The organism is Nocardiopsis sp. L17-MgMaSL7 (assembly GCF_003182025.1).
In the GTDB taxonomy this organism is placed as follows: Bacteria; Actinomycetota; Actinomycetes; order Streptosporangiales; family Streptosporangiaceae; genus Nocardiopsis; species Nocardiopsis prasina.
Map to the genome: position 1 here is coordinate 314,771 of NZ_QGTF01000008.1, position 20,812 is coordinate 335,582.

Genomic DNA, 20,812 nt, shown 5'->3' on the forward strand with positions numbered 1-20,812 from the left:
GACCTCTGACTCTGGAGCCTGAGAGCACCGAAAGGGGCGACGACATGGATCTGGACACCACGCGCCGGGCGGACCGGCGGTTGGATCACGTCTACCGGATCGGGGCCGGGCTCACCGGACTGGTCCTGGTGGGCTTCGGCAGCGCGGGCATGATGATCAGACTTCCGCTGTTCGACACGCGGGGTGAGGTGGTCGCGGGGCTGTCCACGAACGGCGCGCTCAGCTTCCTGTCCATCGCGTTCGGCTCGCTTCTGGTGGGCGCGGCGATCCTGGGCGGCAAGTTCGCGTCGACGGTGTGCGTCACGGTCGGTGGGGCCTTCCTGGTCAGCGGCCTGGTGAACCTGATCCTGATGAGCACCGACTTCAACATCCTGGCCTTCAGCGTCCCCAACGTGATCTTCAGTTACGTGGTGGGTCTGGTCCTGATCACCTTCGGTATGTACGGCCGGTTCACCGGGAACCTTCCGGCGGACAACCCGTTCCGGCGGTACCGGCACCCGGGCGAGGGGACCGGCGAGGACGGTGTGGACGCCGAGCGCCCGCGTCAGAGCGCGGAGGGCGCGGCCGGTGCCTCGGCCGACGAAGGCACCGCCCACGGAGTGCCCGGTCCGCGATCCGCGCGCGAACGCGAGGACAGCCCCGAGGAGCGTCGAGGATGAGCGCGCCCAAGGGACGGCTGGCCCTGGTGACCGGGGCCAGCGGCTACATCGGCGGACGGCTCGTCCCCCAACTCCTGGACGCCGGGTACCGGGTCCGCTGTCTGGCCCGCACGCCCGAGAAGCTGCGCGACCAACCGTGGCGCGACCGGGTGGAGGTGGTCCGGGGCGACGTGGTCTCGGGTGAGGGGTTGGCCGAGGCGCTGTCCGGCGCTGACGTGGCCTACTACCTGGTGCACTCCATGAGCGGCGGCAGCGACTTCGTGCGTACCGACGCCGAAGGGGCGCGGCGCTTCGCGGAGGCGGCCGGGCGGGCCGGGACGGGCCGGATCGTCTACCTCGGGGGCCTGGCCCCGGAGGGCACGGAACTGTCGGAGCACATGGCCTCCCGGGAGGAGGTCGGGCGCATCCTCCTGGAGGCGCAGGTGCCCGCGGTGGTGCTGAGGGCCGCCGTCATCCTGGGGTCGGGGTCGGCGTCCTTCGAGATGCTCCGCCACCTGACGGAACGGCTCCCAGCGATGACCACGCCCCGGTGGGTGCGCAGCCGGGTGCAGCCGATCGCCGTGCGGGACGTGCTCCGGCTGCTGGTGCGCGCGGACGAGCTCCCCGACGGGACCAACCGCACCTTCGACATCGGCGGTCCGGAGGTGCTCAGCTACGCCGAGATGATCCAACGGTTCGCCGCCGTGGCGGGGCTGGCCAAGAGGCTGATCGTCCCGGTTCCCGTGCTGTCCCCGGGGCTGTCGAGCCTGTGGGTCGGCCTCATCACGCCGGTGCCGCCTTCCGTGGCCCGGCCGCTGGTGGAGTCGTTGCGGCACGACGCGGTGATGGCGGAGAACGACCTGGCGCGCGAGCTGCCGGACGAACGGCGGATCGGGTTCGACGAGGCGGTGCGCCTGGCGCTGCGGCGGATCGACGAGGACCGCGTGGACACGCGCTGGTCCTCCGCGGCCTGGCCCAGCGCCCCCTCCGACCCGTTGCCCACCGACCCCGACTGGGCCGGAGGCAGCCTGTACACGGACCGGCGGGCCCGGTACGTGGACGGATCCCCGGAGAGCCTGTGGCGGGTGATCGAGGGCATCGGGGGCGATCGCGGCTGGTACTCGTGGCCGCTGGCCTGGGCGGCCAGGGGATGGATCGACCTCGCCGTGGGCGGGGTGGGGCCCCGGCGCGGGCGACGCGACCCCGAACGCCTGCGGGTGGGCGACTCCCTGGACTTCTGGCGAGTGGAGGAGATCGTCCCCGGTGAACTGCTGCGATTGCGCGCGGAGATGCGCCTGCCCGGCCCCGCCTGGCTGGAACTGCGTGTGGCGCGCCTGGAGGGGCGCACGGTCTACTGCCAGCGTGCCCTGTTCCATCCGAGGGGGCTCGCCGGCCACCTGTACTGGAAGGCGGTCACGCCCTTCCACGGAATCGTCTTCGGCTCGATGGCGAGCAACATCGCGGCCCGCGCGGAGGACGAGGCCGAGGTGACGTCCGGGACCTGAGCCCCGATGGAGGAGGACCGCCGGGGTGCGCTACCTTGTGGGAAGAATTAGCTAGGAATCCGAGAGGCTCGGTTTCCGAGTCATTTGGACAAGTTGGGGCCGCGCGTCCACTGGACGCGGGCCCGGAAGGACTTCCCACGTTGCCGACACGACACGAACCCCCGGCCAGACGATCCCGTTGGTGGGTCGGCGCCGCTCTCCTGGTCAGCTTGGTGTGGCTGCTCGGAGCGGGCCCGCTCGGCGCCTTCCTCGGCCGACTCGGCGAGGTGCAGACCAACGACCCCGGCGCCTTCCTGCCGGTCGGGGCCGAGTCCACCGAGGCCGGTGAGCTGGCCGAGGAGTTCGACCGCGGCGACACCGTCCCGGCGATCGTGGTCCTGTCCGCCGACCAGGAGCTCACCGAGACCCAGCTCACCGACGTGGGCGCCCTCGGGGAGCGGATCGGGGACCAGCCGTGGGTCTCCGGCGCGGTCGTGGGTCCCGTGCCCGGCACCGAGGACCCCTCCGTAGCCCAGCTGATCGTGCCGATCGGCTCGGAGAACGACACCGGCGACTCCGTGACCGAACTCCGGGGACTCCTGGCCGACCACTCCCCGGACGGGGTCCAGGCCCAGGTCACCGGGCCCGCGGGCTACGCGGCCGACCTCGTGGCGGCCTTCGGCGGCATCGACTCCACCCTGCTCGTCGTGGCTGTCGTCGCGGTCCTGGTCATCCTGGTGGCGGTCTACCGGTCGCCGCTGCTGCCGGTCCTGGTGATCCTCGCCTCGCTCCTGGCCCTCGGGCTGTCGGGAGCGCTGGTCTACGCGGCGGCCGACGCCGGGCTGGTCAGCCTCAACGGCCAGAGCCAGGGCATCCTGTTCATCCTCGTCGTGGGCGCCTGCACCGACTACGCGCTGCTGCTGGTCGCCCGCTACCGCGAGGAGCTGGCCGCCCGGGAGCGGGTGCCCGACGCGGTGCTCGCCGCGGTCCGGGGGGTCACCGGCCCGGTCCTGGCCTCCGGCGGAACCGTGATCCTCGGCGTACTCTGCCTGCTCGCCGCAGACCTCGCCTCCACCCGCAGCCTCGGCCCGGTCGTCGCCCTGGGGGTGGCCGCCGCGATGCTCGCCGCCATGACCTTCCTCCCCGCCGCCCTCGCGCTGTGCGGTCGCGCCGCCTTCTGGCCCAGCGCCCCGCACCGCACCCGCGAGGAGTCCGGGAACACCACCGACGAGGTCCTGCGCCAGCACCCGTTCTGGGGGCGGATCGCCGCCACGGTCTCCCGCCGCCCGCGAGCCTACTGGCTGGGCACCGCCGCCCTGCTGCTCGCGGCGGCCGTGTTCGCGCCGCAGTTCAGTGCGCAGGGCACCGGCCAGGCGGAGGTCTTCCGCACCGAGGTCGAGGCCGTGGACGGACAGGAGACTCTGACCCGGGGATTCGGAGCCGACTCCAGCGCCGCGCCCGCCCTCGTGGTAGCAAAGGAGAGCCGCTTGGACGAGGTGGTCGCCGCGGCCGAGCGGATCCCACAGGTGGAGGAGGCGGCCCCGGTCACCGAACCCGGTCCGCCCGGCGCGGAGGCCGCGCCCCTGGTGGAGGAGGGCCGGGTCCTGGTCGAGGTGGTGCTGTCCGCCGACCCGGAGTCACCGGAGGCGGTGGAGGCCGTCCGCGACCTGCGCGTGGAACTGGACACGGTCGAGGGGGCCGACGCGCTGGTGGGCGGGGTGAGCGCCACCGACCTCGACACCCTGGAGACCGCGCAGCGGGACTTCGTGGTGGTCGTCCCACTGGTGACGCTGGTGGTCTTCCTGGTGCTGATCCCGCTGCTGCGGTCGCTGGTGGCGCCGCTGCTCCTGATGGCGGCCAACGTGCTCTCGTTCGCCGCCGCCCTGGGCGTGGGCACCCTGGTGTTCGACCACGTCCTCGGGCTACCGGGGGCCGACCCGGTCGTGCCGCTCTTCGCCTTCGTCTTCCTGGTGGCGCTGGGGATCGACTACAGCATCTTCCTGATGTCCCGCGCACGTGAGGAGACCCTCGCGCACGGGCACCGGGAGGGGGTCCTGCGGGCGCTCACGGTGACCGGCGGGGTGATCACCTCGGCCGGGGTGGTGTTGGCGGCCACCTTCGCCGCGCTGGCCGTGATCCCGCTGCTGTTCCTGTTGCAGCTGGCCTTCCTGGTCGCCTTCGGTGTGCTGGTGGACGCCCTGCTGGTGCGGACGCTGCTCGTGCCCGCCCTCTCCCTCGACGTGGGCCCGCGCCTGTGGTGGCCGGGCCGTGCGGCCCGGACCCGCTAGAGCGGGTCGCCGGGCAGCTCCTGGTAGGCCCGGGCGATCCTTTCGGAAAGCCCGGGCCGGGGCAGGGCGACTCCGTCGATCGAGGCCACCGGACGCACCCCGGTGGCGGCGTTGGTGACGAAGGCCCCGTCCATCCTGGTGGCCGCGACGACGGCCAGGGGGCGGGTGGAGACCGGGACCCCGAGCGCCCCGGCGACCCGGTCGACCAGGCGGGCCGTCACCCCCTCCAAGCAGGGTGCCTGGGGCCAGACCAGCCCCTCGCCGTCCAGGAAGCCGATGTTCCAGGTCGGGCCCTCGGAGACGCGGCCGTCCACCCCCATGAAGAGGGCGTCGTCCATTCCGTCCAACTGGGCGGCACGCCGCTGCCGGATCACCCCGAACAGCCCGGTGCCCTTGATCGTCGGGGCGTCCCGGGAGAACTCGCGCGTACCGAGGTGGACCGGTGGCGGGACGGACGCCGGCGCGGGGCGCGTGGAGACCAGGATCTGGGGCATGGCCCGCGCGGCGGGGCGGCCCAGGTCGAGCTCCGGGTCGTGGACGGTCACCCGCACCACGCACGGCGAGGGGTGGGCGCGGGCGGAGCGGCGGGCGAGTTCACGGACGCGCGGGATGTCGAGTTCGGCGCCGAAGAGAGCCGCACAGTCCCGCGTGAGCCGTTCCATGTGCAGGTCGAGTCCGCGCACCCGCAGGTCGGTGACGAGCATGGTCGTGAAGTGCCCGTAGCCGTACAGGGCGAGGCCTGAGAGTTCTCCCGTGCTGACGGGGCGTCCGTTCAGTTCCATTACGGGGCCCATTCTGGCACTTCGGGACCTCTGGCAGGGGTGGTTCCCGCAGCTCCGCGCGCCGCTCTCAGGCCTGCGGATTCGGGCTCCGGGACCCCGCCTCCATCTCGGTGAACGCGGTCACCAACTGCTCCTCGGAGGTGTCCAGGTACGCCCCGAGTTCGGTGGCGGCGGTGTCGGCGTTGCCGTCGGCCAGCGCCAGGTGGATGCGCCGGTTCCACTTGAGGTAGGGATCGTGGAACTCGCGGGGCGCCGCCATCACGTGGAAGACCAGACGGGTCTCGGCCAGGACCTGGCGCATGAACTCGTTGACCCGGGCGCTCCTCGCCAGGGCCGCGAGCGCCTCGTGGAAGCGCATGTTCGCGCTGCCCATCCGCCACCAGTCCTCCCGGGCCCGAGCCCGCTCGCCCTCGTCGACGGCGGTACCCACGGCCCGCACCAGGTCGGCGGGGGCCTGGGCGGCCCCTCGCACGGCGGGAAGTTCCAGGGACCGGCGCGCATTGAACAAGTCGCGGACGTCGTCGCTGGTGGGGCGGCTGACGAACACCCCGCGGTGCATGTGGTGCACGAGCAGGCGTTCGTGGCTCAGGAGTCGGAAGGCCTCGCGCAGGGTGTTGCGGGAGACCTCGTACTTGCGGCTGAGCTTCTCCTCGGACAGACGCACGCCGGGGGCCAGCTCGCCGTCGATGACGAAGGTGCGGAGGAGGTCGGCGACGCGCTCCGCCTGACTGGTCGGCCGAGCCAGAGCGGGTGCGGGCAACCGGTCGATGTGGTCCTCTGCCGCCGTCACGTGAGCCCTCCGCCTGTCTCGTGCGCCCACACCGGAGACGGGGTGGTCCCACCAATGTTACGTACCGGGGGTTCGCGATTTTACTTATCCGCGCCTTACTTGAGGTGCGGGATTGCAGTATTGTTCAACAATCCAACAATGAGGTTGGCGTCACAACCCTCCCGGACACCTGGAGAGTCAGCCATGGGCGAAATGCCCCCCGCACCGCAGCAGAAGGTGCGTCCGAGGCTGGGCAGAGTCACTCTGAGCAGCAGTCTCCTCGGAGCCATGTTCCTGATGGCCACCAGCGCCATCGGTCCCGGGTTCATCACCCAGACCACGACCTTCACGGCCCAGCTCGGCGCCGCGTTCGCCTTCGCGATCCTCGTGTCGATCCTGGTCGACATCGCCGTGCAGCTGAACATCTGGCGCGTCATCGGCGTCTCCAACATGCGCGCCCAGGATCTGGCCAACAAGGTCCTTCCGGGGGCTGGTTACCTGCTCGCCGTCCTCATCGTCTTCGGCGGCCTGATCTTCAACGTCGGCAACATCGCCGGTACCGGCCTGGGCCTCGACGCCATGATCGGGCTCGACCCGCGCGTCGGTGCCGCGATCTCCGCTCTCGTCGCCATCGTCATCCTGGCCGTCAAGCGGCTCGGCGTTGCCCTGGACCGCATCCTCGTGGTCCTCGGCGTCATGATGATCGCTCTCACCGCCTACGTGGCCCTCGTGTCCAGCCCGCCCGTGGGTGACGCCCTGCGCCAGTCGGTCCTGCCCGAGGCGGCCAGCAGCGACCTCTTCCTCGCCACCATCACCATCATCGGCGGCACCGTGGGCGGCTACATCACCTACGCGGGCGCCCACCGACTCATCGAGAACGGTATGGGCGGCCGCGAGAACATCGCCGCCATTACCCAGACCTCCGTCACCGGCATCATCGTCACCGGTCTGATGCGCGTCCTCCTCTTCCTCGCCATCCTGGGCGTGGTCGCCGGAGGCGTCGCCATCATGGACGCGCCCAACCCCTCCGCTGAGGCCTTCTACCAGGCCGCCGGAGAGGTCGGCATGCGACTGTTCGGCATGATCATGTGGGCGGCCGCCGTCAGCTCCGTGATCGGCGCCTCCTACACCTCCATCTCCTTCGTCACCACGTTCTCGCCGTGGCTGGAGCGGCACAAGGGCAAGCTGGTCACCGGCTTCATCGGCATCTCCCTGGCGATCTACCTGCTCTCCGGGCAGGCGCCGGGAACCCTGCTGGTCATGGCGGGCGCCCTCAACGGCGTCATCCTGCCGGTCGGGCTCGGCCTTCTCCTGTGGGTGGCCGCCCGCCACTCGAAGACCCTGCTCGACGGCTACCGCTACCCGCGCTGGCTGCTGGTCATCGGTGTCGCCGCCTGGCTGCTCACCGTCTACATGGCGGTCAACGCCCTGGGCGGCATCGCCGCGCTCTGGCAGTAGCAGGCACTTTCCCGGAGCGGCGACCACCGCCTCGGGGCCCGGAACACCGCCCCTCGGGCACAGTGGTGTCGGCGCCACCGCGCGTGGCGTCGGCACCAAGGGGTACGAGAACTAGGAGGAGCACGTGCGCATCGACCTCAACTCCGACCTCGGCGAGAGCTTCGGCCGCTGGGATCTCGGGGACGACGAGGCGCTGCTGTCCATCGTGACCAGCGCCAACGTGGCCTGCGGATTCCACGCCGGAGACCCGTCGGTCCTGCGGCGGACCACGGCCGAGGCCGTGGCGCGCGGGGTCGCCGTCGGCGGTCACGTGGCCTACCGGGACCTGGCCGGGTTCGGGCGTCGCTTCGTGGACGTTCCGCCCGCCGAACTCACCGACGAGGTGCTGTACCAGCTCGGTGCGCTGTCGGCCTTCACCTCGCTGACCGGGGACCGTATCCGCTACGTCAAGCCGCACGGTGCCCTGTACAACGCGATCGTCCACCACGAGGAGCAGGCCGCTGCGGTCGTCGAGGCCGTCCGCTCCTTCGACCCGGACCTGCCGGTCCTCGGCCTGCCCGGGTCGAGCTTCCTGGAACAGGCCGAGAGGGCGGGGCTGCCCACGTACCGCGAAGCCTTCGCCGACCGCGCGTACACGCCGGACGGCACCCTGGTCTCGCGCCGCGAACCCGGCGCCGTCCTGCACGACCCCGAGGCCATCGCCGCACGCTGCCTGCGCATCGCCCGGGGCGAACCCGTCAAGGCGGTGGACGGCACCGAGATCCTCGTGCGGGCCGACTCCCTGTGCGTGCACGGCGACAGCCCCGGAGCGGTGGACATCGCCCGCGCCGTGTCCGAGCTGCTGCGCTCCGAGGGCGTGACCATCGCGTCCTTCGCCGTTTCCGCCCAGTCCGACTGACCGGGCCCGTCCCGATTTGGAGTCGTCCGTGCGCGTCCTGAAGTGCGCAGACACCGGGGTCCTGGTGGAGGTCGCCGACCTCTCCCAGGTGATCGCCCTCGGCGCTGCCCTGGAGGCGGCGCCGCTGCCAGGCGTCGCCGACGTCGTCCCGGCCGCCCGTACCGTCCTGCTGCGGCTGGAGCCCGGAACCGACCCGGCGCACGTCGCCGAGGCCGTCACCGGACTGACCCTGACGGCCGGAGTGAGCCGTGGGGTGGGGGAGACCGTCACCATCCCCGTCCACTACGACGGGGAGGACCTCGACGACATCGCCGAGCTCACCGGCCTCAGCCCGCTCGAGGTGGTGCGCGCCCACACCGCCGCGACGTGGACGGTCGCGTTCTGCGGGTTCGCGCCCGGCTTCGGCTACATGGTCGGCGACGACCCGCGCCTGCACGTGCCCCGCCGGGGCGAGGCCCGCACCCGCGTCCCCAAGGGCTCCGTGGCCCTGGCGGGGGAGTTCACGGGCGTGTACCCGCGCAGCTCACCCGGTGGCTGGCAGCTGCTTGGCCGGACCGACGCCGTGGTCTGGGACCTGGACCGGGACCCGCCCGGCCTGCTGCGCCCCGGCGTCCGCGTGCGCTTCGAGGAGGTCTCGTGAACCCCGTGACCACCGACGACACCGCCCCCGTGCGCGAGGACACGGGCCACGCCGTGCCCGCACCCTCCGCCGGGGCGGGAGCCCGGGAGCACGCAGCCCGGACGGCGGGCCGCGCGTCCGGTGCGGCCCTGGAGATCCTGGCCACCGGGCCGATGACCACCGTCCAGGACGCGGGTCGCTTCGGACACGCCGCCCTGGGCGTCGGTCGCTCCGGCGCCGCCGACGCCGCCTCCTACGCCCTCGCCAACCGGCTCCTGGCCAACCCCGAGGGCGCCGCCGCCCTGGAGGTCACCCTCGGCGGCCTGCGGGTGCGCGCGCACGGGGCGGTCACGGTCACGGTGACCGGTGCGGAGGCCCCCGTCCGCGTGGACGGGCGCGGAGCGGCGGTCAACGAGATCCTGCACCTGCCGGACGGGGCCGAACTCACTCTGGGCGTCCCCGCTCGCGGGCTGCGGTCCTACCTGGCCGTCCGCGGGGGAGTGGCGGTGCCGCCCGTCCTCGGCTCGCGTAGCACCGACGTGCTCGCCGGGCTCGGCCCCGCACTCCCCGGCGCCGGTGACCTGCTGCCGGTCGGCCCCGCCCCGGTCGCCCTGCCCCACCTGGACCACGCGCCGGTCCGGCCCGTCGGCGGCGACGTGGTCGACCTCCGCGTCGACCTCGGCCCGCGCGAGGACTGGTTCACCGACCAGGCCGTCTCGGCCCTGCTCTCCGGGGAGTACGAGGTGACCTCCCGGAGTGACAGGGTCGGCGCCCGGCTGGCCGGGCCGATCCTGGAACGCTCCCGCGAGGGTGAGCTCCCCAGCGAGGGCATGGTCGCCGGGTCGCTCCAGGTGCCCCCGGGCGGCGAGCCGGTGCTCTTCCTCGCCGACCACCCCGTGACCGGCGGATACCCGGTGATCGCTGTGGTGCGCTCCGCCGACCTGCCCAAGGCCGCCCAGGCACGCCCGGGTACCCGGATCCGCTTCGTCCTGTGAACACCACGCCCAGTGAAGAGAGAGGCCTGGAAACGATGAACCCCGAACCCGACCGCACCGGCCCCGACGGTCCGGCCCCGGCCGACCTCTCTCCCGCTCGGGCCCGGGCGCTGTTCCGGGGCGGGCTGCGCGTGCCCACCTCGGGCTACAGCCCCGGGTACGCGCAGGCCAACCTGATCTCGCTCCCGCGTGACCTCGCGTTCGACTTCCTGCTGTTCGCCCAGCGCAACCCCAAGGCCTGCCCGGTCCTGGACGTGACCGAGCCCGGCGAGGTGTCGGCCTCGGTGTTCGACGGTGACCTGCGCACAGACCTGCCGGCCTACCGCGTGTACCGCCACGGCGAGTTCGTGGAGGAGCGCACCGACGTCACTGACCTGTGGCGCGACGACCTGGTGTCCTTCCTCATCGGGTGCAGCTTCACCTTCGAGACCCCGCTGCTGGAGGCGGGGGTGCCGGTCCGCCACATCGAGACCGGTGGCAACGTGGCCATGTACCGGACCAACCGGGAGTGCCGCCCGGCCGGTCGCTTCTCGGGACCCCTGGTGGTGTCCATGCGCCCGATCCCGGCCGGTCAGGTCGCCGACGCCGTGCGGATCACCTCGCGCTACCCGGCCGTGCACGGGGCCCCGGTGCACGTGGGCGACCCCGCCGCACTGGGCATCACCGACCTGGACCGACCGGACTACGGCGACCCCGTGGAGGTCCGGGAGGGGGAGGTGCCGGTGTTCTGGGCCTGCGGTGTCACCCCGCAGGCGGCGGTGACGGCCTCCGCCCCCGAGTTCGCCATCGGGCACGCCCCGGGCCACATGGCCGTCACCGACGTCCGGGACACCGCCTACCAGGTGCCCTGACCAGGGGTCCACCGAGCGGAGACGGTCGGCTGCCAGGACGCGCGGCCGACCCTCGCGCGTCTCCAAGGCGTCCGTCCGGGTATCCGGTAGCCGGACGCGTGCTCGGGGTTGGCGCCGCCGGAACGGCTGTGGGCCGAGCGCGCGGGGAAGCGCGGCCCACCGAGGCCGCCTCGGACGTGCGCCCGCGAGGTCAGGACCTCTTCGCCCGCGTGGTCCCCTGGCGCAACCCCAGACTCCGCAGTTCCAGCGCGGCCAGTCCGGCCACCGCCGCCCGGTCGTTCCCCTGCCAGGCTCCGGCCGGGTCGTCGTGCACGCGCAGGAGCCTCGTGGCGGAGGCCGACGTCAGGGCCCGCAGCGCGAGGAGCCGGGTCCGGGCCTCCGGAGCCAGCCGGTTGAGCCGCCTCGTGTCGGTGGCCCGGCCGATCCACCGAGCCCGCATGGGCAGCCAGGTCGCGGCGATGAGAAACAGTGGGAGGACCGCCACGAGCATCGGGAGGGTGACCGCGAGCGAGGCCACGGTCTCCTGGAAGGAGTCCCCCGCCTCGCCCAGGGTCGCGCCGGTCTCGCTGAGGTTCACGAAGGGCGTGGCCAGGGCCTCCCCGGCGAGCGGGACCTGCCGGACGTTCTCGGCGGCGGTGCTCATGTGCTCGGTGAACCCCTCCCCGGTGCTGGACATCAGCTCTCCGGGGCGGTTCAGGGAGAGGATGACCTCGCGCAGGGTCAGGGCGGCGTGCACCCACACGACCACCCAGACCAGGGCGAACAGGTCCGAGATCAGCTGGAGACTGGCGCGCACGGGGGTGTCGGCGTACAGCTTCAAGGGGAACTCCTGGGGGGTGAGGAGGGTAGGGGTGGGGGTTGGGCCCACGCCTGCCCGTTACCCGTTTTCCCTCCGTGCGCACCCTCCCCCTCGCCCGCTCGGCGCGGGGATGATGGGCATCGAGACGGTGTTCGTCCTCTCCGTGCCGGTGGGCAGGGCCTTCGGTTCCGGCTTCGGTCGCCCCTCGGCGGCATCTCGCTGTTCGCTTCTGCTCTGCTCGCCGCCGGTGTGGGGCCGTGGCCGCCGTTCCGGGGCCGTGCTCGCCGCCCTGCGCCGAGCCTCACGCAGGGCGGCCGTTCGCCTTCACCGGCCCTCGGCGATCCGGGGGCCTCAGCCGGTGATCTCGCCGCGGCCGATGGCCGCCTGTCTCCGGGCCTCGACGTCGTCCACCAACAGGTCCAGCATCTCCTCGGTGACTCCCAGACCGAAGGTCCGCAGCGTGAGGATCGGCAGGGACCCGGCCATCTCCAACATCTCCGGGGGGAGGTCGTCGAGTCCGGGGAACCCGGCGATGATCTCCTCCATGACGGGACCGCCGACGGCGTGGGAGCGCCACTCGCCCACGGTGCAGTGCTTGGTCAGCGGGCGCACGTACCGATCACCCCCGGTGGTGATCTCCCCGCGCAGCGGAAGGTCACGGGAGGACGCTCCGACGGCGACGGTGTAGGTGCCCGCGGCCAGGGACCAGCGCTGGTCCCTCGGATCCCAGACGGACAGGTCCCGGCCGGTCAGCGGGAGGTCGACCCGGGTGCTTCCACCGGGCTCCAGCGCCACCTTCGCGAACCCGCGCAGTTCGTGCCGGGGCCGGGTCGGGAGGTCCTGTTCGACCCCCGCGTACAGCTGGGCGACCTCCTGACCTGCCCGTTCCCCGGTGTTGGTCACGGTGAACGACACCGTCCACGCGCCGTCGCCGTTCGGGACGACCTCCAGCTCCGAGTAGGAGAAGGTCGTGTAGGTGAGGCCGTGCCCGAAGGGGTAGGCGACCGGGACGTCCAGGGTGTCGAAGTGGCGGTAGCCGACGAAGACGCCCTCGCCGTGGCGGACCACACCGTGCTCGCCGGGGAAGTTGAGGTAGGTGGCGTGGTCGCTCAGCCGGACGGGGATCGTCTCGGTGAGCCGACCGGAGGGGGAGACGACCCCGGTGAGCACGTCCACGACGGCCGCCCCGCCCGCCTGGCCCAGGAGCCAGCCCTCCACCACCGCGTCGGCCTGGTCCCGCCACTCGGCCACCGACACCACACCACCGTTGGACAGCACGACCACCACCCGCTCACTGACCTCGCGCACCCGGGCGAGAAGCTCCAGCTGCGGCGCGGGCAGGCTGATCGTGGTCCGGTCGTAGCCCTCGGACTCGTCGGCGTCCGGCAGCCCGAGGAAGAGCACCGCCGTGTCGGCCGCGCTCGCCGCCGCCACGGCCTCCTCGATCAGCGCCGGGTCGGCCGTCCCGTCCAGGGTGAACCCGGCGGCGAACCGCACGTCCCCCAGTGCGCGCTCGAACCCCTCCAACGCCGCGTGCACCCTGGTCGGCACCACGCGGGAAGAGCCGCCGCCCTGGTACCGGGGTGTCCGGGCGAACTCGCCGATCACCGCCACCGAACGGTCCGCCGCCAGCGGCAGGACGCCGCCCTCGTTCTTCAACAGCACCAGCGCCTCACGGGCGGCCTCCCGCGCCAGCGCGTCGTTGGCCTCGTGCTCCAGCGGGCGCGAGGTGTCGGCGGACACCCGCTCCTGCAACCGCCTCAGCCGCTCCACCACGGTGTCCAGAACGGACTCGTCCAGCTCGCCGCGTTCCACCGCCTCCACCACCGCCTGGTCGGTCCCGCTGGGCGGCATCTCCAGGTCGAGGCCCGCGCGCACCGCCGCCACCCGGTCCACGACCGCGCCCCAGTCGGAGACCACCACGCCCTCGAACCCCCACTCCCCGCGCAGCAGATCGGTGAGCAGCCACGGGTCCTGGCTGGTGTGCACGCCGTTGAGCCGGTTGTAGGAACACATCACCATGGCGGGCGCGGCCGTACGGACGACCTCCTCGAACGCGGACAGGTAGACCTCCCGCAGGGTGCGGTCGTCCACCTCGGCGCTGACCCGGTGCCGGTCCGTCTCCTGGTTGTTGGCGGCGAAGTGCTTCACGCACGCGCCGACCCCCTGCGACTGGACGCCCTCCACCAGGGCGGCGGCGATGCGCGCCGTGACGTGCGGGTCCTCGGAGACGTACTCGAAGTTGCGGCCGCACAGGGGCGACCGCTTGATGTTCATGCCCGGGCCCAGGACCACGTCCACTCCCTGCGCGCTGGCCTCCCCGCCCAGCGCCGCCCCGACCCTGCGCACGAGGTCGGGGTTCCAGGTCGCGCCCAGGCCCACGGCGGGCGGGAAACACGTGGCCGGGACGCTGCCGCCGATGCCGAGGTGGTCGCCCTCGTCGGGCTGGTGCCGCAGCCCGTGCGGGCCGTCCGCCAGGTGCAGGGGGCGCAGCACGCCCTCCAGGCCGGTGCTGTGCCAGGTGTCGGAGCCGGAGGTGGCCGAGGCCTTCGCCGCGAGGCCGGGGCGTGGTTGGTTGCTCATGTTGGCCTGTCTCCCGTGGGGTCGGTGCTGCTCGTGGGGGTCGGATCGGCAACGGCGATCCCGAGGTCCCTGAGGAAGGAGGTGACCACGGTTCGCATGTCGACGGAGTCCGGGTCGAGGAGCCACTGGACCTGGAGTCCGTCCTGGAGGGCGAGGAACTGTTGGGCCGCGATCCCCGGGGAGGGGTGCGGCCGGTCGCCGAGGAGCCCGGCGAAGGCGGCGGTGAGGTGTTGGCGCAGGACGCGGTACCTGCGCACGAAGTACTCGTGGGCGGGGTGCGCGGGGTCGGTGGCCTCTGCCGACAGGTTCACATAGAGCGAGACCAGGCCGGGCGTGCCCGAGTTGCGTTCCACGATTCGTACGATGTTGTCGATGAGCTCGCGGTGGCTCAGGTGCTCGCCGAGGACCAGCGGGGCGTCGGCCTCGTCACGCCTGCTCAGGACGTGTATGAGCATGGCTTCCTTGTTGGGGAAGTGGTGCAGTGCGCCCGCGTGGGTGATGCCCGCGTGCGCCGCGATGTCGCGCAGCGACACCGCACGGTAGCCCGACCGCGAGAACAGCTCCGAGGCGGAGTCGATGATGCGCTGTCGGGTGCGCTCGCCCTTGCTCGGCCGGGTGGGGTCTGCGTCCGCCACTGGCGGTCTCCTCGCGGTTGGTCGCGCCACGGTGCGCCGTGACGGCGAAGGCCCTGGTCGCTCCGAGACTACGGTCGGGCCCCTCGTTCCTCCGGCACGCGTCCACCGAGCCGCGCCGTGCGGGGTGCAGAATCTACCAGTTGGTTAATTTGTGTCACAAGACACATGAGGGTGTCGTTCTGGTCGACGCGATCCCCGCACACACTGCCCCGTCGCTCCGAACGTGTGCCATGGACCGCCGGGGAACGATGCGCATCCGGAGAGCGCACCTGTGGCGCGTCTCCGCGGGCAGGGGAGGCCGGGGCCCGGCCGCCCCCCCCGAAAGGGGGCGAACCGGACGACGGGGATCGTGGACGTGTACGGCGGACGGTGGTCCTGGACGGCGACGGCATCGGGCCCCTCCCTGGCGTCGCGGAACGGGGGCCGTTCCAGGACACCAAAAAGGGGCCGCGCGCCAGCTCCGGTTCGGCGCCTGTGGACAACCGGGCCGAACCCGGCCTCACCCGGTCGTCGTGCGCCAGCGGGACAACCGTCGTTCCAGGACGACCAGCCCGCCGTTGAGGGTCACGCCCAGCAGCGCGATCGACAGGATGCCCGCGTACATGTCGTGGATCTGGAAATTGAGCTGAGAGGAGTTGATCAGGTAGCCCAGGCCCGACTGGGCCCCCACCATCTCGGCGGCCACCAGTACCAGGATCGACGCGGCTCCGGCCATCCGGATCCCCGTGAAGATGGACGGCACCGCGGCGGGCACGATCACCTTGCGGAACAGGGCGAGCGGCCCGAAGCCGAGCGAGACCGCCGCCTTCACCAGCAGCGGGTCCACCGTCCGCACACCGGTCACGGTGTTGAGCAGGATCGGGAAGGTGCAGGCGAACACCACCAGCGCCACCTTGGACGCCTCACCGATCCCCAGAATCAGCACGAACACCGGGAGCAGTGCCAGGGCCGCGGTGTTGCGGAACAGCTCCAGGACCGGCATGAGGAAGTCCGACACGGGCCGGTACCAGGCGATGAGCAGGCCCAGGGGCACCGCCACCACCACGGCGAGGACGAACCCGGCCAGCGCGCGCGACAGGCTCGCGGAGACGTGCGCCCACAGCTGGCCGCTCGACGCCAGGTCGGCGGTGGCCACGAGGACCTCCGAGAGCGGCGGCAGGAACACCCGGTCGACCAGCCCCACACGCGGAGCCGCCTCCCAGAGCAGCAGGAACACGACGATCGCGGCCGACCGCTTGAACCACGACCAGCCGATGACCACCAGGGGATGCCTCGGCCGGGTCGCGGGCGGTTCGGCGGGGGGAGCCGGGGGAGCGGTGCCGCGGGTGAGGGTGTCAGCCACGGTCGGCCTCCAACGGTACGGGTGCGTACTCGGACTGCCGGGCCAGCGCCACCTCGTCGTGGAGCTCCTGCCAGACCCGGTTCCGGTAGCGGGCGAAGGCCGGGTCCGAACGCGGGTCCCGGCTGGCCTCCCGGTCCAGGTCGATGTCGATCACGCTCTTGATGCGCCCCGGCCGCGACGTCATCACGGCCACCCGTTGCCCCAGGTAGACGGCCTCGTCTATCCCGTGCGTGATGAACAGGACGGTCTTTCCGGTGCGCCGCCAGATGGTCCGCAACTCGTCCTGGAGGGACTCCCGGGTCTGGGCGTCCAGCGCCGCGAAGGGCTCGTCCATGAGCAGCACCTCGGGGTCGAAGGCCAGGCTGCGGGCGATCGCCACCCGCTGCCGCATTCCGCCGGAGAGCTCGTGCGGATAGCGGTCCGCGAACCCCTCCAGGCCCACCAGGGAGAGGTACTCGCGGGCGCGCGCGGCCCGGAGGGGCCGGGCCAGCCCCTTGGCCTCCAAGCCGAACGCCACGTTGTCCAGGGCGGTGCGCCAGGGCAGCAGCGCGTACTGCTGGAACACCAGGCCCCGGTCGAGCCCGGGCCCCTCCACGGGACGCCCGTCGAGGAGGATCCTCCCGCCGCTGGGCCTCGTGAGCCCGCCCAGCAGATCGAGCAGGGTGGACTTCCCGCAGCCGCTCGGGCCGACCAGGGTGAGGAACTCGCCCTCCGCCAAGTCCAGAGTGACGTCGGCCAGGGCGGTCAGGGGCGGGCCCGGCCTCCCCTTGGGATCGCGGACGGGGAAGGTCCGCCGGACCCCGTCCAGCCGCAGCTTGGGGTGGTCGCTCATACGTCCTCGCTCTCGGTCGGTCCGCTCGCGGGCTCGCCGTCGGGCCCCGCGTCCTCGGGGAAGGTGCCGTTGTGGAACGGGTTGAACTCGTTGGTGTACAGCTCGGAGGCCTCGACCGAGCCCTCGGGCAGCTCTCCGTTGCGGTCCAGCCACTCCAGCCAGATCGCGAACTCCTCCTCGGTGATGACCCCGCCCGGACCGGCCACGCCGCTGCTCCGCCAGTACTGGATGACCTCGGCCGACTCGTTGCGGCCGCGCTCCCCGACGATGCGCGCGAACCGGTCCACCACCTCCTCCCGCGGAGTGACCTGGGACCAGCGAATGGCCCGGGCGATCCCGCTGACCAGCGTGAGGGTGGCGTCGGGGTGCTCCTCGACGAACTCGTCGCGCAGCACCAGGGACCCGTAGCTGAAGGTCCCGTACAGGCCCTGGTCGGTGAAGAGCGGTCGGATGCCGCCGCGCTCCAGGGCGGTCTCACGCAGGATCCCGCCGAGCGTCGCGACGTGGACCTGCCCGGAGCGCAGGGACTGCTCGGTGTTGGCGGGCGGCACGACCGTGAGCTCCACCCGGGCGATCTCGTCCTCGGCCAGCCCCTCCTGTGCCAGCCACTCTCTGACCACGAACTCGTGGTGGGCCCCCAGGGTGTTCATCGCGACCTTCCGGCCGACGAGGTCCCCGGCCCGTGTGATGTCGCTGTCCTCCAGCACGTAGTAGCCGCTGAACGACTCCTCGTCGGACCCGTAGTAGGACACGACGGAGGTGATCGGGGACCCGGCTGCGACCAGCTTGGCGATCGCCCCGTTGAAAGCCCCGCCGACGTCGGTGTCGCCGGTGGCCACGGCCTGGATGTCCTGGGGTCCGCTGGTGGTGTCGCCGATCCACTCCAGTTCGATGCCGTCCAGGTAACCGAGGTCGGCGGCCAGTTCGGGGAAGACCACCGAACCGGCGGTCCCCTGGTACCGCACGACGGTCGCGTCCGGGTCGCTGGCGGAAGGGTCCGGGGTGCCGCAGGCGGCGGCCAGGGGCAGGACGGCCCCGGCCGAGGCGGTGTAGCGCAGGATGTCGCGTCGTGTGTGCATGTGTGGGCTCCGGAGGACGGCGGGTCGCACGCGTGCGACCCGCCGTCGTCGAGGGGGTGTGCTGCGGGGGCGGGCCCGCCGGGGCCCGGAGGGTCAGAGCGCCGGGGTGTACTCGCTGGAGCCGCCCACCAGCGAGCGGCTGGGGCTGCCGTCGACACCCTTCGGGACGTCGCCGCCCACGGTGATCCGGTGCAGGCGGCGGGCCTGGTCGTCGTAGTCGGCCACCGCGTAGTGCTGGGTGGCGCGGTTGTCCCACACCGCCACGTCCCCCGCGCGCCAGCTCCACCGCACGGTGTTCTCCGGGCGGGTGACCCGCTGTTGGAGGAGTTCGAACAGCGCGGTGAAGTCACGGCTGCTCAGGCCGGAGAAGTGCTGGGCGAAGTGACCGAGGAACAGGGCCCGCTCACCGGTCTCCGGGTGGACCCGCACCACGGGGTGCTCGGTCCGGTAGAGGGTGGAGACGAACTGCTCGCGGTACTTCCTCAGCTCCCCGTTCACCTCGGTCCTGGGAGTGGAGGCCGCGTAGTCGTAGTCGTTGGTGTGCACCGCGCGCAGGCCGTCGGCGAGCGCCTTCAGCGGTTCGGGGAGGTCCTGGTAGGCGGTGACGGTGTTGGCCCAGGTGGTGTCCCCGCCGTACGGGGGCAGGTGGATCGCGCGCAGGACGCTGGCCTGCGGTGGGCGGTCGACGAAGGTGACGTCGGTGTGCCAGCTGTTGGCCTTGCCGCGCTCGGAGTCGATCGGCAGGACGTGGTGCTCCTGGCCGAACACCCGGCCGGTGGTGGGGTGCGGGGTGGTGAGCGGGCCGAGGAGGGAGGCGAACCCGGCCTGGGTCTCGTCGGTCAGGTGGTGCTGGTCGCGGAAGAAGATCACCTTGTGCGCGAGCAGGGTCTCGCGGATCCCCGCGACGGTGGCCTCGTCGAGGTCGGGGCCGATCTCCACGCCGGAGATCTCGGCCCCGATCCGTCCGGCGACGCGGCGGACGGTCAGGTCCGTGGTGGTGGTCACGTTGGTGCTCCGTTCTGGCAGCGGGTGCGCGGCGGTCACCTCACGCGTTCGGTCGCGGTCCGTTCGCGGCGGGTGACTTGAAGGTAGGTCCCTCTGACATTCAAAGTCAACCAAATGAGTAGGAAAACCATGAATAGGCAGATGGGGAGGTCAGAGGGGTTGGGGGCCGTTCAAACGCCGTTCACACCGGACACCGAAACGTCATGCTGGCCGTCACCGTGACCGGCCCTCCGCTACGGTCGGACCGACCCCCACACCCCGAAGAGAGGGCCCCGATGAGCGAACACCAGAAGCGGGAGCGGACCGGCGCGGACCCGACCCAGTCCTTCACCGGGCTCACCGAGAACTACCAGGCCTTCCGCCCCGACTACCCGGCCCCGATCCTCGACACTCTGGGCGAGCACCTGCGCGCGGGAGCCACCGACGCCTGGCCCAGCCCCTGGCTCCTGCTCGACGTCGGCTCCGGGACCGGTATCTCCACCCGAGCCCTGCGCTCCCTCGTCGGTCCCCGGCCCCGCGTGGTCGGTGTCGAACCCGGCCGCGACATGTTCCATGCCGCCGAGGCGGAGGGCGGCGGGGTCGAGTACGTCAACGCCCGCGCCGAGGACGTCCCCTTCCCGGACGGTTCCGCCGTGCTGGTCCTCACCGCCCAGGCCGTGCACTGGTTCGACCGGCCCGCCTTCTTCGCCGAGACCGCCCGCCTCCTCGCTCCGGGCGGCACCCTGGCGGTGCTCAACAACAACCGCGACTACACCGGGAGCGCCTTCGTCGACGACCACGAGGCCCTGCTGGAGCGGTACAGCCCCGGCTACGACCGCCGCTACCGCCAGTTCGACCTGGTCGGAGAGATGTCCGAGGTCCCGGGACTCGCCGGGGCCACCGAGCACACCCACCACTGGACCCGGGTGCTCACCAGCGACGAGTACCTGGGTATGGCGCTGTCCTCCAGCAGGATGGCCGCCGCCGCGCGCGAGCTCGGCGAGGAACGCACCCGAGCCGAGATCAGGGCCGTCGCCGACCGTCACTTCCCCGACGGCCGGGTCGTGATCCCCTACACCACGCAGCTGGTGGTGGCCCGCCGAGTGTGAGCGGGGGCGGTTCGCGGGACCCGTCCGCCCCGGGGTTTACGGGATCACTCCCTTCCGCTGGCCTTGGCCAGAGACGCCCCGGGGAACGCTCCCGCAGATCGGGCCCGCTCAGCGGGCCGGGCAACGACGACGGGGGAACCAGCACCCATGGCGCAGCTGATCGTACTCGGGGTGGCCGACCGCGACACCGCCGAGAAGGCGCTCGACACCGCCTCCGACCTGAACAAACAGGAGCTCCTCCAGCTGGAGGACGCCGCGTACGCCTACAAGGACGACAAGGGCCGTCCCCGCATCCACCAGACCGTCAACCTCACCGGCCACGGTGCGGCGGGCGGTGCCTTGTGGGGAACGCTCATCGGCCTCCTCTTCCTCAACCCGCTCCTCGGCCTGGCCGTCGGCGCGGGCGCGGGCGCCATCGCGGGCAGGCTGAGCGACGTCGGTATCGACGACGACGTGATCAAGGACATCGGTGCCCAGCTCCAGCAGGGCCGGGCCGCCGTCTTCCTGCTCGCGGCGGACGCCACCATCGACCGCGTCGTCGACGCCTTCCGACCGCTGGACCCCACCGTCATCCAGACCAACCTGTCCAAGGACAGCGAGAGGGAACTCGTCGAGGCCCTCCAGGCCCAGTAGGAACCGGGCCGGACCCGAACACGGGGCACCGGGC

Annotated in this window: 19 protein-coding genes; 10 read left to right on the forward strand and 9 right to left on the reverse strand. The window is 72.2% G+C overall.

Annotation, left to right across the window (positions count from 1 at the left end):
* Positions 1–44 precede the first annotated feature (44 nt).
* The 3 genes from BDW27_RS16700 (at position 45) to BDW27_RS16710 (ending at position 4,410) form a co-directional block, all read left to right on the forward strand.
* Positions 45–659, forward strand: coding sequence for a DUF4383 domain-containing protein (locus BDW27_RS16700; RefSeq protein ID WP_110050093.1), 615 nt, complete (start codon positions 45–47; stop codon positions 657–659).
* Positions 656–2,143 (forward strand): SDR family oxidoreductase, encoded by a 1,488-nt coding sequence (locus BDW27_RS16705; protein ID WP_110050095.1) that lies wholly within the window; start codon positions 656–658, stop codon positions 2,141–2,143. Before BDW27_RS16700 ends, BDW27_RS16705 begins: the two co-directional genes overlap by 4 nt.
* Before the next feature lie 140 nt (positions 2,144–2,283).
* Positions 2,284–4,410, forward strand: a complete 2,127-nt coding sequence (locus tag BDW27_RS16710; RefSeq protein WP_110050097.1) for an MMPL family transporter — start codon at positions 2,284–2,286, stop codon at positions 4,408–4,410.
* On the opposite strand, the gene BDW27_RS16715 is transcribed toward BDW27_RS16710, so the two are convergent.
* Both BDW27_RS16715 and BDW27_RS16720 read right to left on the reverse strand, forming a co-directional pair.
* On the reverse strand, positions 4,407–5,192 hold the full coding sequence (locus BDW27_RS16715) for an aminotransferase class IV family protein (RefSeq protein ID WP_110050098.1): 786 nt from the start codon (positions 5,190–5,192) through the stop codon (positions 4,407–4,409). The two genes, BDW27_RS16710 and BDW27_RS16715, sit on opposite strands and share 4 nt — an antisense overlap.
* Positions 5,193–5,259: 67 nt before the next feature.
* A complete protein-coding gene (locus tag BDW27_RS16720) occupies positions 5,260–5,982 on the reverse strand; it encodes a GntR family transcriptional regulator (protein WP_110050100.1) in 723 nt (240 codons plus the stop codon).
* A 183-nt stretch (positions 5,983–6,165) separates the two neighbouring features.
* Here BDW27_RS16720 and BDW27_RS16725 point away from each other — a divergent pair, with 183 nt between their 5' ends.
* From BDW27_RS16725 to BDW27_RS16745, 5 genes are all read left to right on the forward strand, one after another.
* Complete coding sequence (locus tag BDW27_RS16725; protein WP_110050102.1) at positions 6,166–7,419, forward strand: NRAMP family divalent metal transporter; 1,254 nt, start codon at positions 6,166–6,168, stop codon at positions 7,417–7,419.
* 124 nt (positions 7,420–7,543) lie between these two features.
* A complete protein-coding gene (locus BDW27_RS16730; protein ID WP_110050103.1) occupies positions 7,544–8,317 on the forward strand; it encodes a LamB/YcsF family protein in 774 nt (257 codons plus the stop codon).
* 28 nt (positions 8,318–8,345) lie between these two features.
* On the forward strand, positions 8,346–8,957 hold the full coding sequence (locus BDW27_RS16735; RefSeq protein ID WP_110050105.1) for an allophanate hydrolase subunit 1: 612 nt from the start codon (positions 8,346–8,348) through the stop codon (positions 8,955–8,957).
* Positions 8,958–8,962: 5 nt separating this feature from the next.
* Positions 8,963–9,931: a biotin-dependent carboxyltransferase family protein gene (locus tag BDW27_RS16740; protein WP_370446526.1), complete on the forward strand. Its 969-nt coding sequence runs from the start codon at positions 8,963–8,965 to the stop codon at positions 9,929–9,931.
* Between the two features lie 35 nt (positions 9,932–9,966).
* Entirely contained in the window at positions 9,967–10,782 is an 816-nt protein-coding gene (locus BDW27_RS16745; RefSeq protein WP_017542659.1) for a putative hydro-lyase, read from the forward strand.
* 190 nt (positions 10,783–10,972) lie between these two features.
* On the opposite strand, the gene BDW27_RS16750 is transcribed toward BDW27_RS16745, so the two are convergent.
* The 7 genes from BDW27_RS16750 to BDW27_RS16780 form a co-directional block, all read right to left on the reverse strand.
* A complete protein-coding gene (locus BDW27_RS16750) occupies positions 10,973–11,602 on the reverse strand; it encodes a hypothetical protein (protein WP_110050107.1) in 630 nt (209 codons plus the stop codon).
* A gap of 330 nt (positions 11,603–11,932) precedes the next feature.
* Entirely contained in the window at positions 11,933–14,164 is a 2,232-nt protein-coding gene (locus BDW27_RS16755; RefSeq protein WP_110050109.1) for a glycoside hydrolase family 3 C-terminal domain-containing protein, read from the reverse strand.
* Positions 14,161–14,799: a TetR/AcrR family transcriptional regulator gene (locus BDW27_RS16760; RefSeq protein ID WP_017542662.1), complete on the reverse strand. Its 639-nt coding sequence runs from the start codon at positions 14,797–14,799 to the stop codon at positions 14,161–14,163. The genes BDW27_RS16755 and BDW27_RS16760 overlap by 4 nt, the downstream gene beginning before the upstream one ends.
* 499 nt (positions 14,800–15,298) lie before the next feature.
* Positions 15,299–16,141: an ABC transporter permease gene (locus BDW27_RS16765; RefSeq protein ID WP_110050111.1), complete on the reverse strand. Its 843-nt coding sequence runs from the start codon at positions 16,139–16,141 to the stop codon at positions 15,299–15,301.
* A complete protein-coding gene (locus BDW27_RS16770) occupies positions 16,134–16,973 on the reverse strand; it encodes an ABC transporter ATP-binding protein (RefSeq protein WP_110050113.1) in 840 nt (279 codons plus the stop codon). Before BDW27_RS16770 ends, BDW27_RS16765 begins: the two co-directional genes overlap by 8 nt.
* Complete coding sequence (locus tag BDW27_RS16775) at positions 16,970–18,052, reverse strand: ABC transporter substrate-binding protein (RefSeq protein ID WP_110050115.1); 1,083 nt, start codon at positions 18,050–18,052, stop codon at positions 16,970–16,972. The genes BDW27_RS16770 and BDW27_RS16775 overlap by 4 nt, the downstream gene beginning before the upstream one ends.
* 93 nt (positions 18,053–18,145) lie before the next feature.
* The gene (locus BDW27_RS16780; protein ID WP_110050182.1) at positions 18,146–19,057 is read right to left on the reverse strand and encodes a TauD/TfdA family dioxygenase; all 912 of its coding nucleotides are present in this window, start codon (positions 19,055–19,057) and stop codon (positions 18,146–18,148) included.
* 275 nt (positions 19,058–19,332) lie between these two features.
* Between BDW27_RS16780 and BDW27_RS16785 the strand changes: the two genes are divergently transcribed.
* Together BDW27_RS16785 and BDW27_RS16790 are read left to right on the forward strand one after the other, a co-directional pair.
* Positions 19,333–20,145, forward strand: a complete 813-nt coding sequence (locus BDW27_RS16785) for a class I SAM-dependent methyltransferase (protein WP_017542667.1) — start codon at positions 19,333–19,335, stop codon at positions 20,143–20,145.
* Between the two features lie 147 nt (positions 20,146–20,292).
* Positions 20,293–20,778 (forward strand): DUF1269 domain-containing protein, encoded by a 486-nt coding sequence (locus BDW27_RS16790; protein WP_110050117.1) that lies wholly within the window; start codon positions 20,293–20,295, stop codon positions 20,776–20,778.
* The last annotated feature ends 34 nt before the right edge of the window (positions 20,779–20,812 follow it).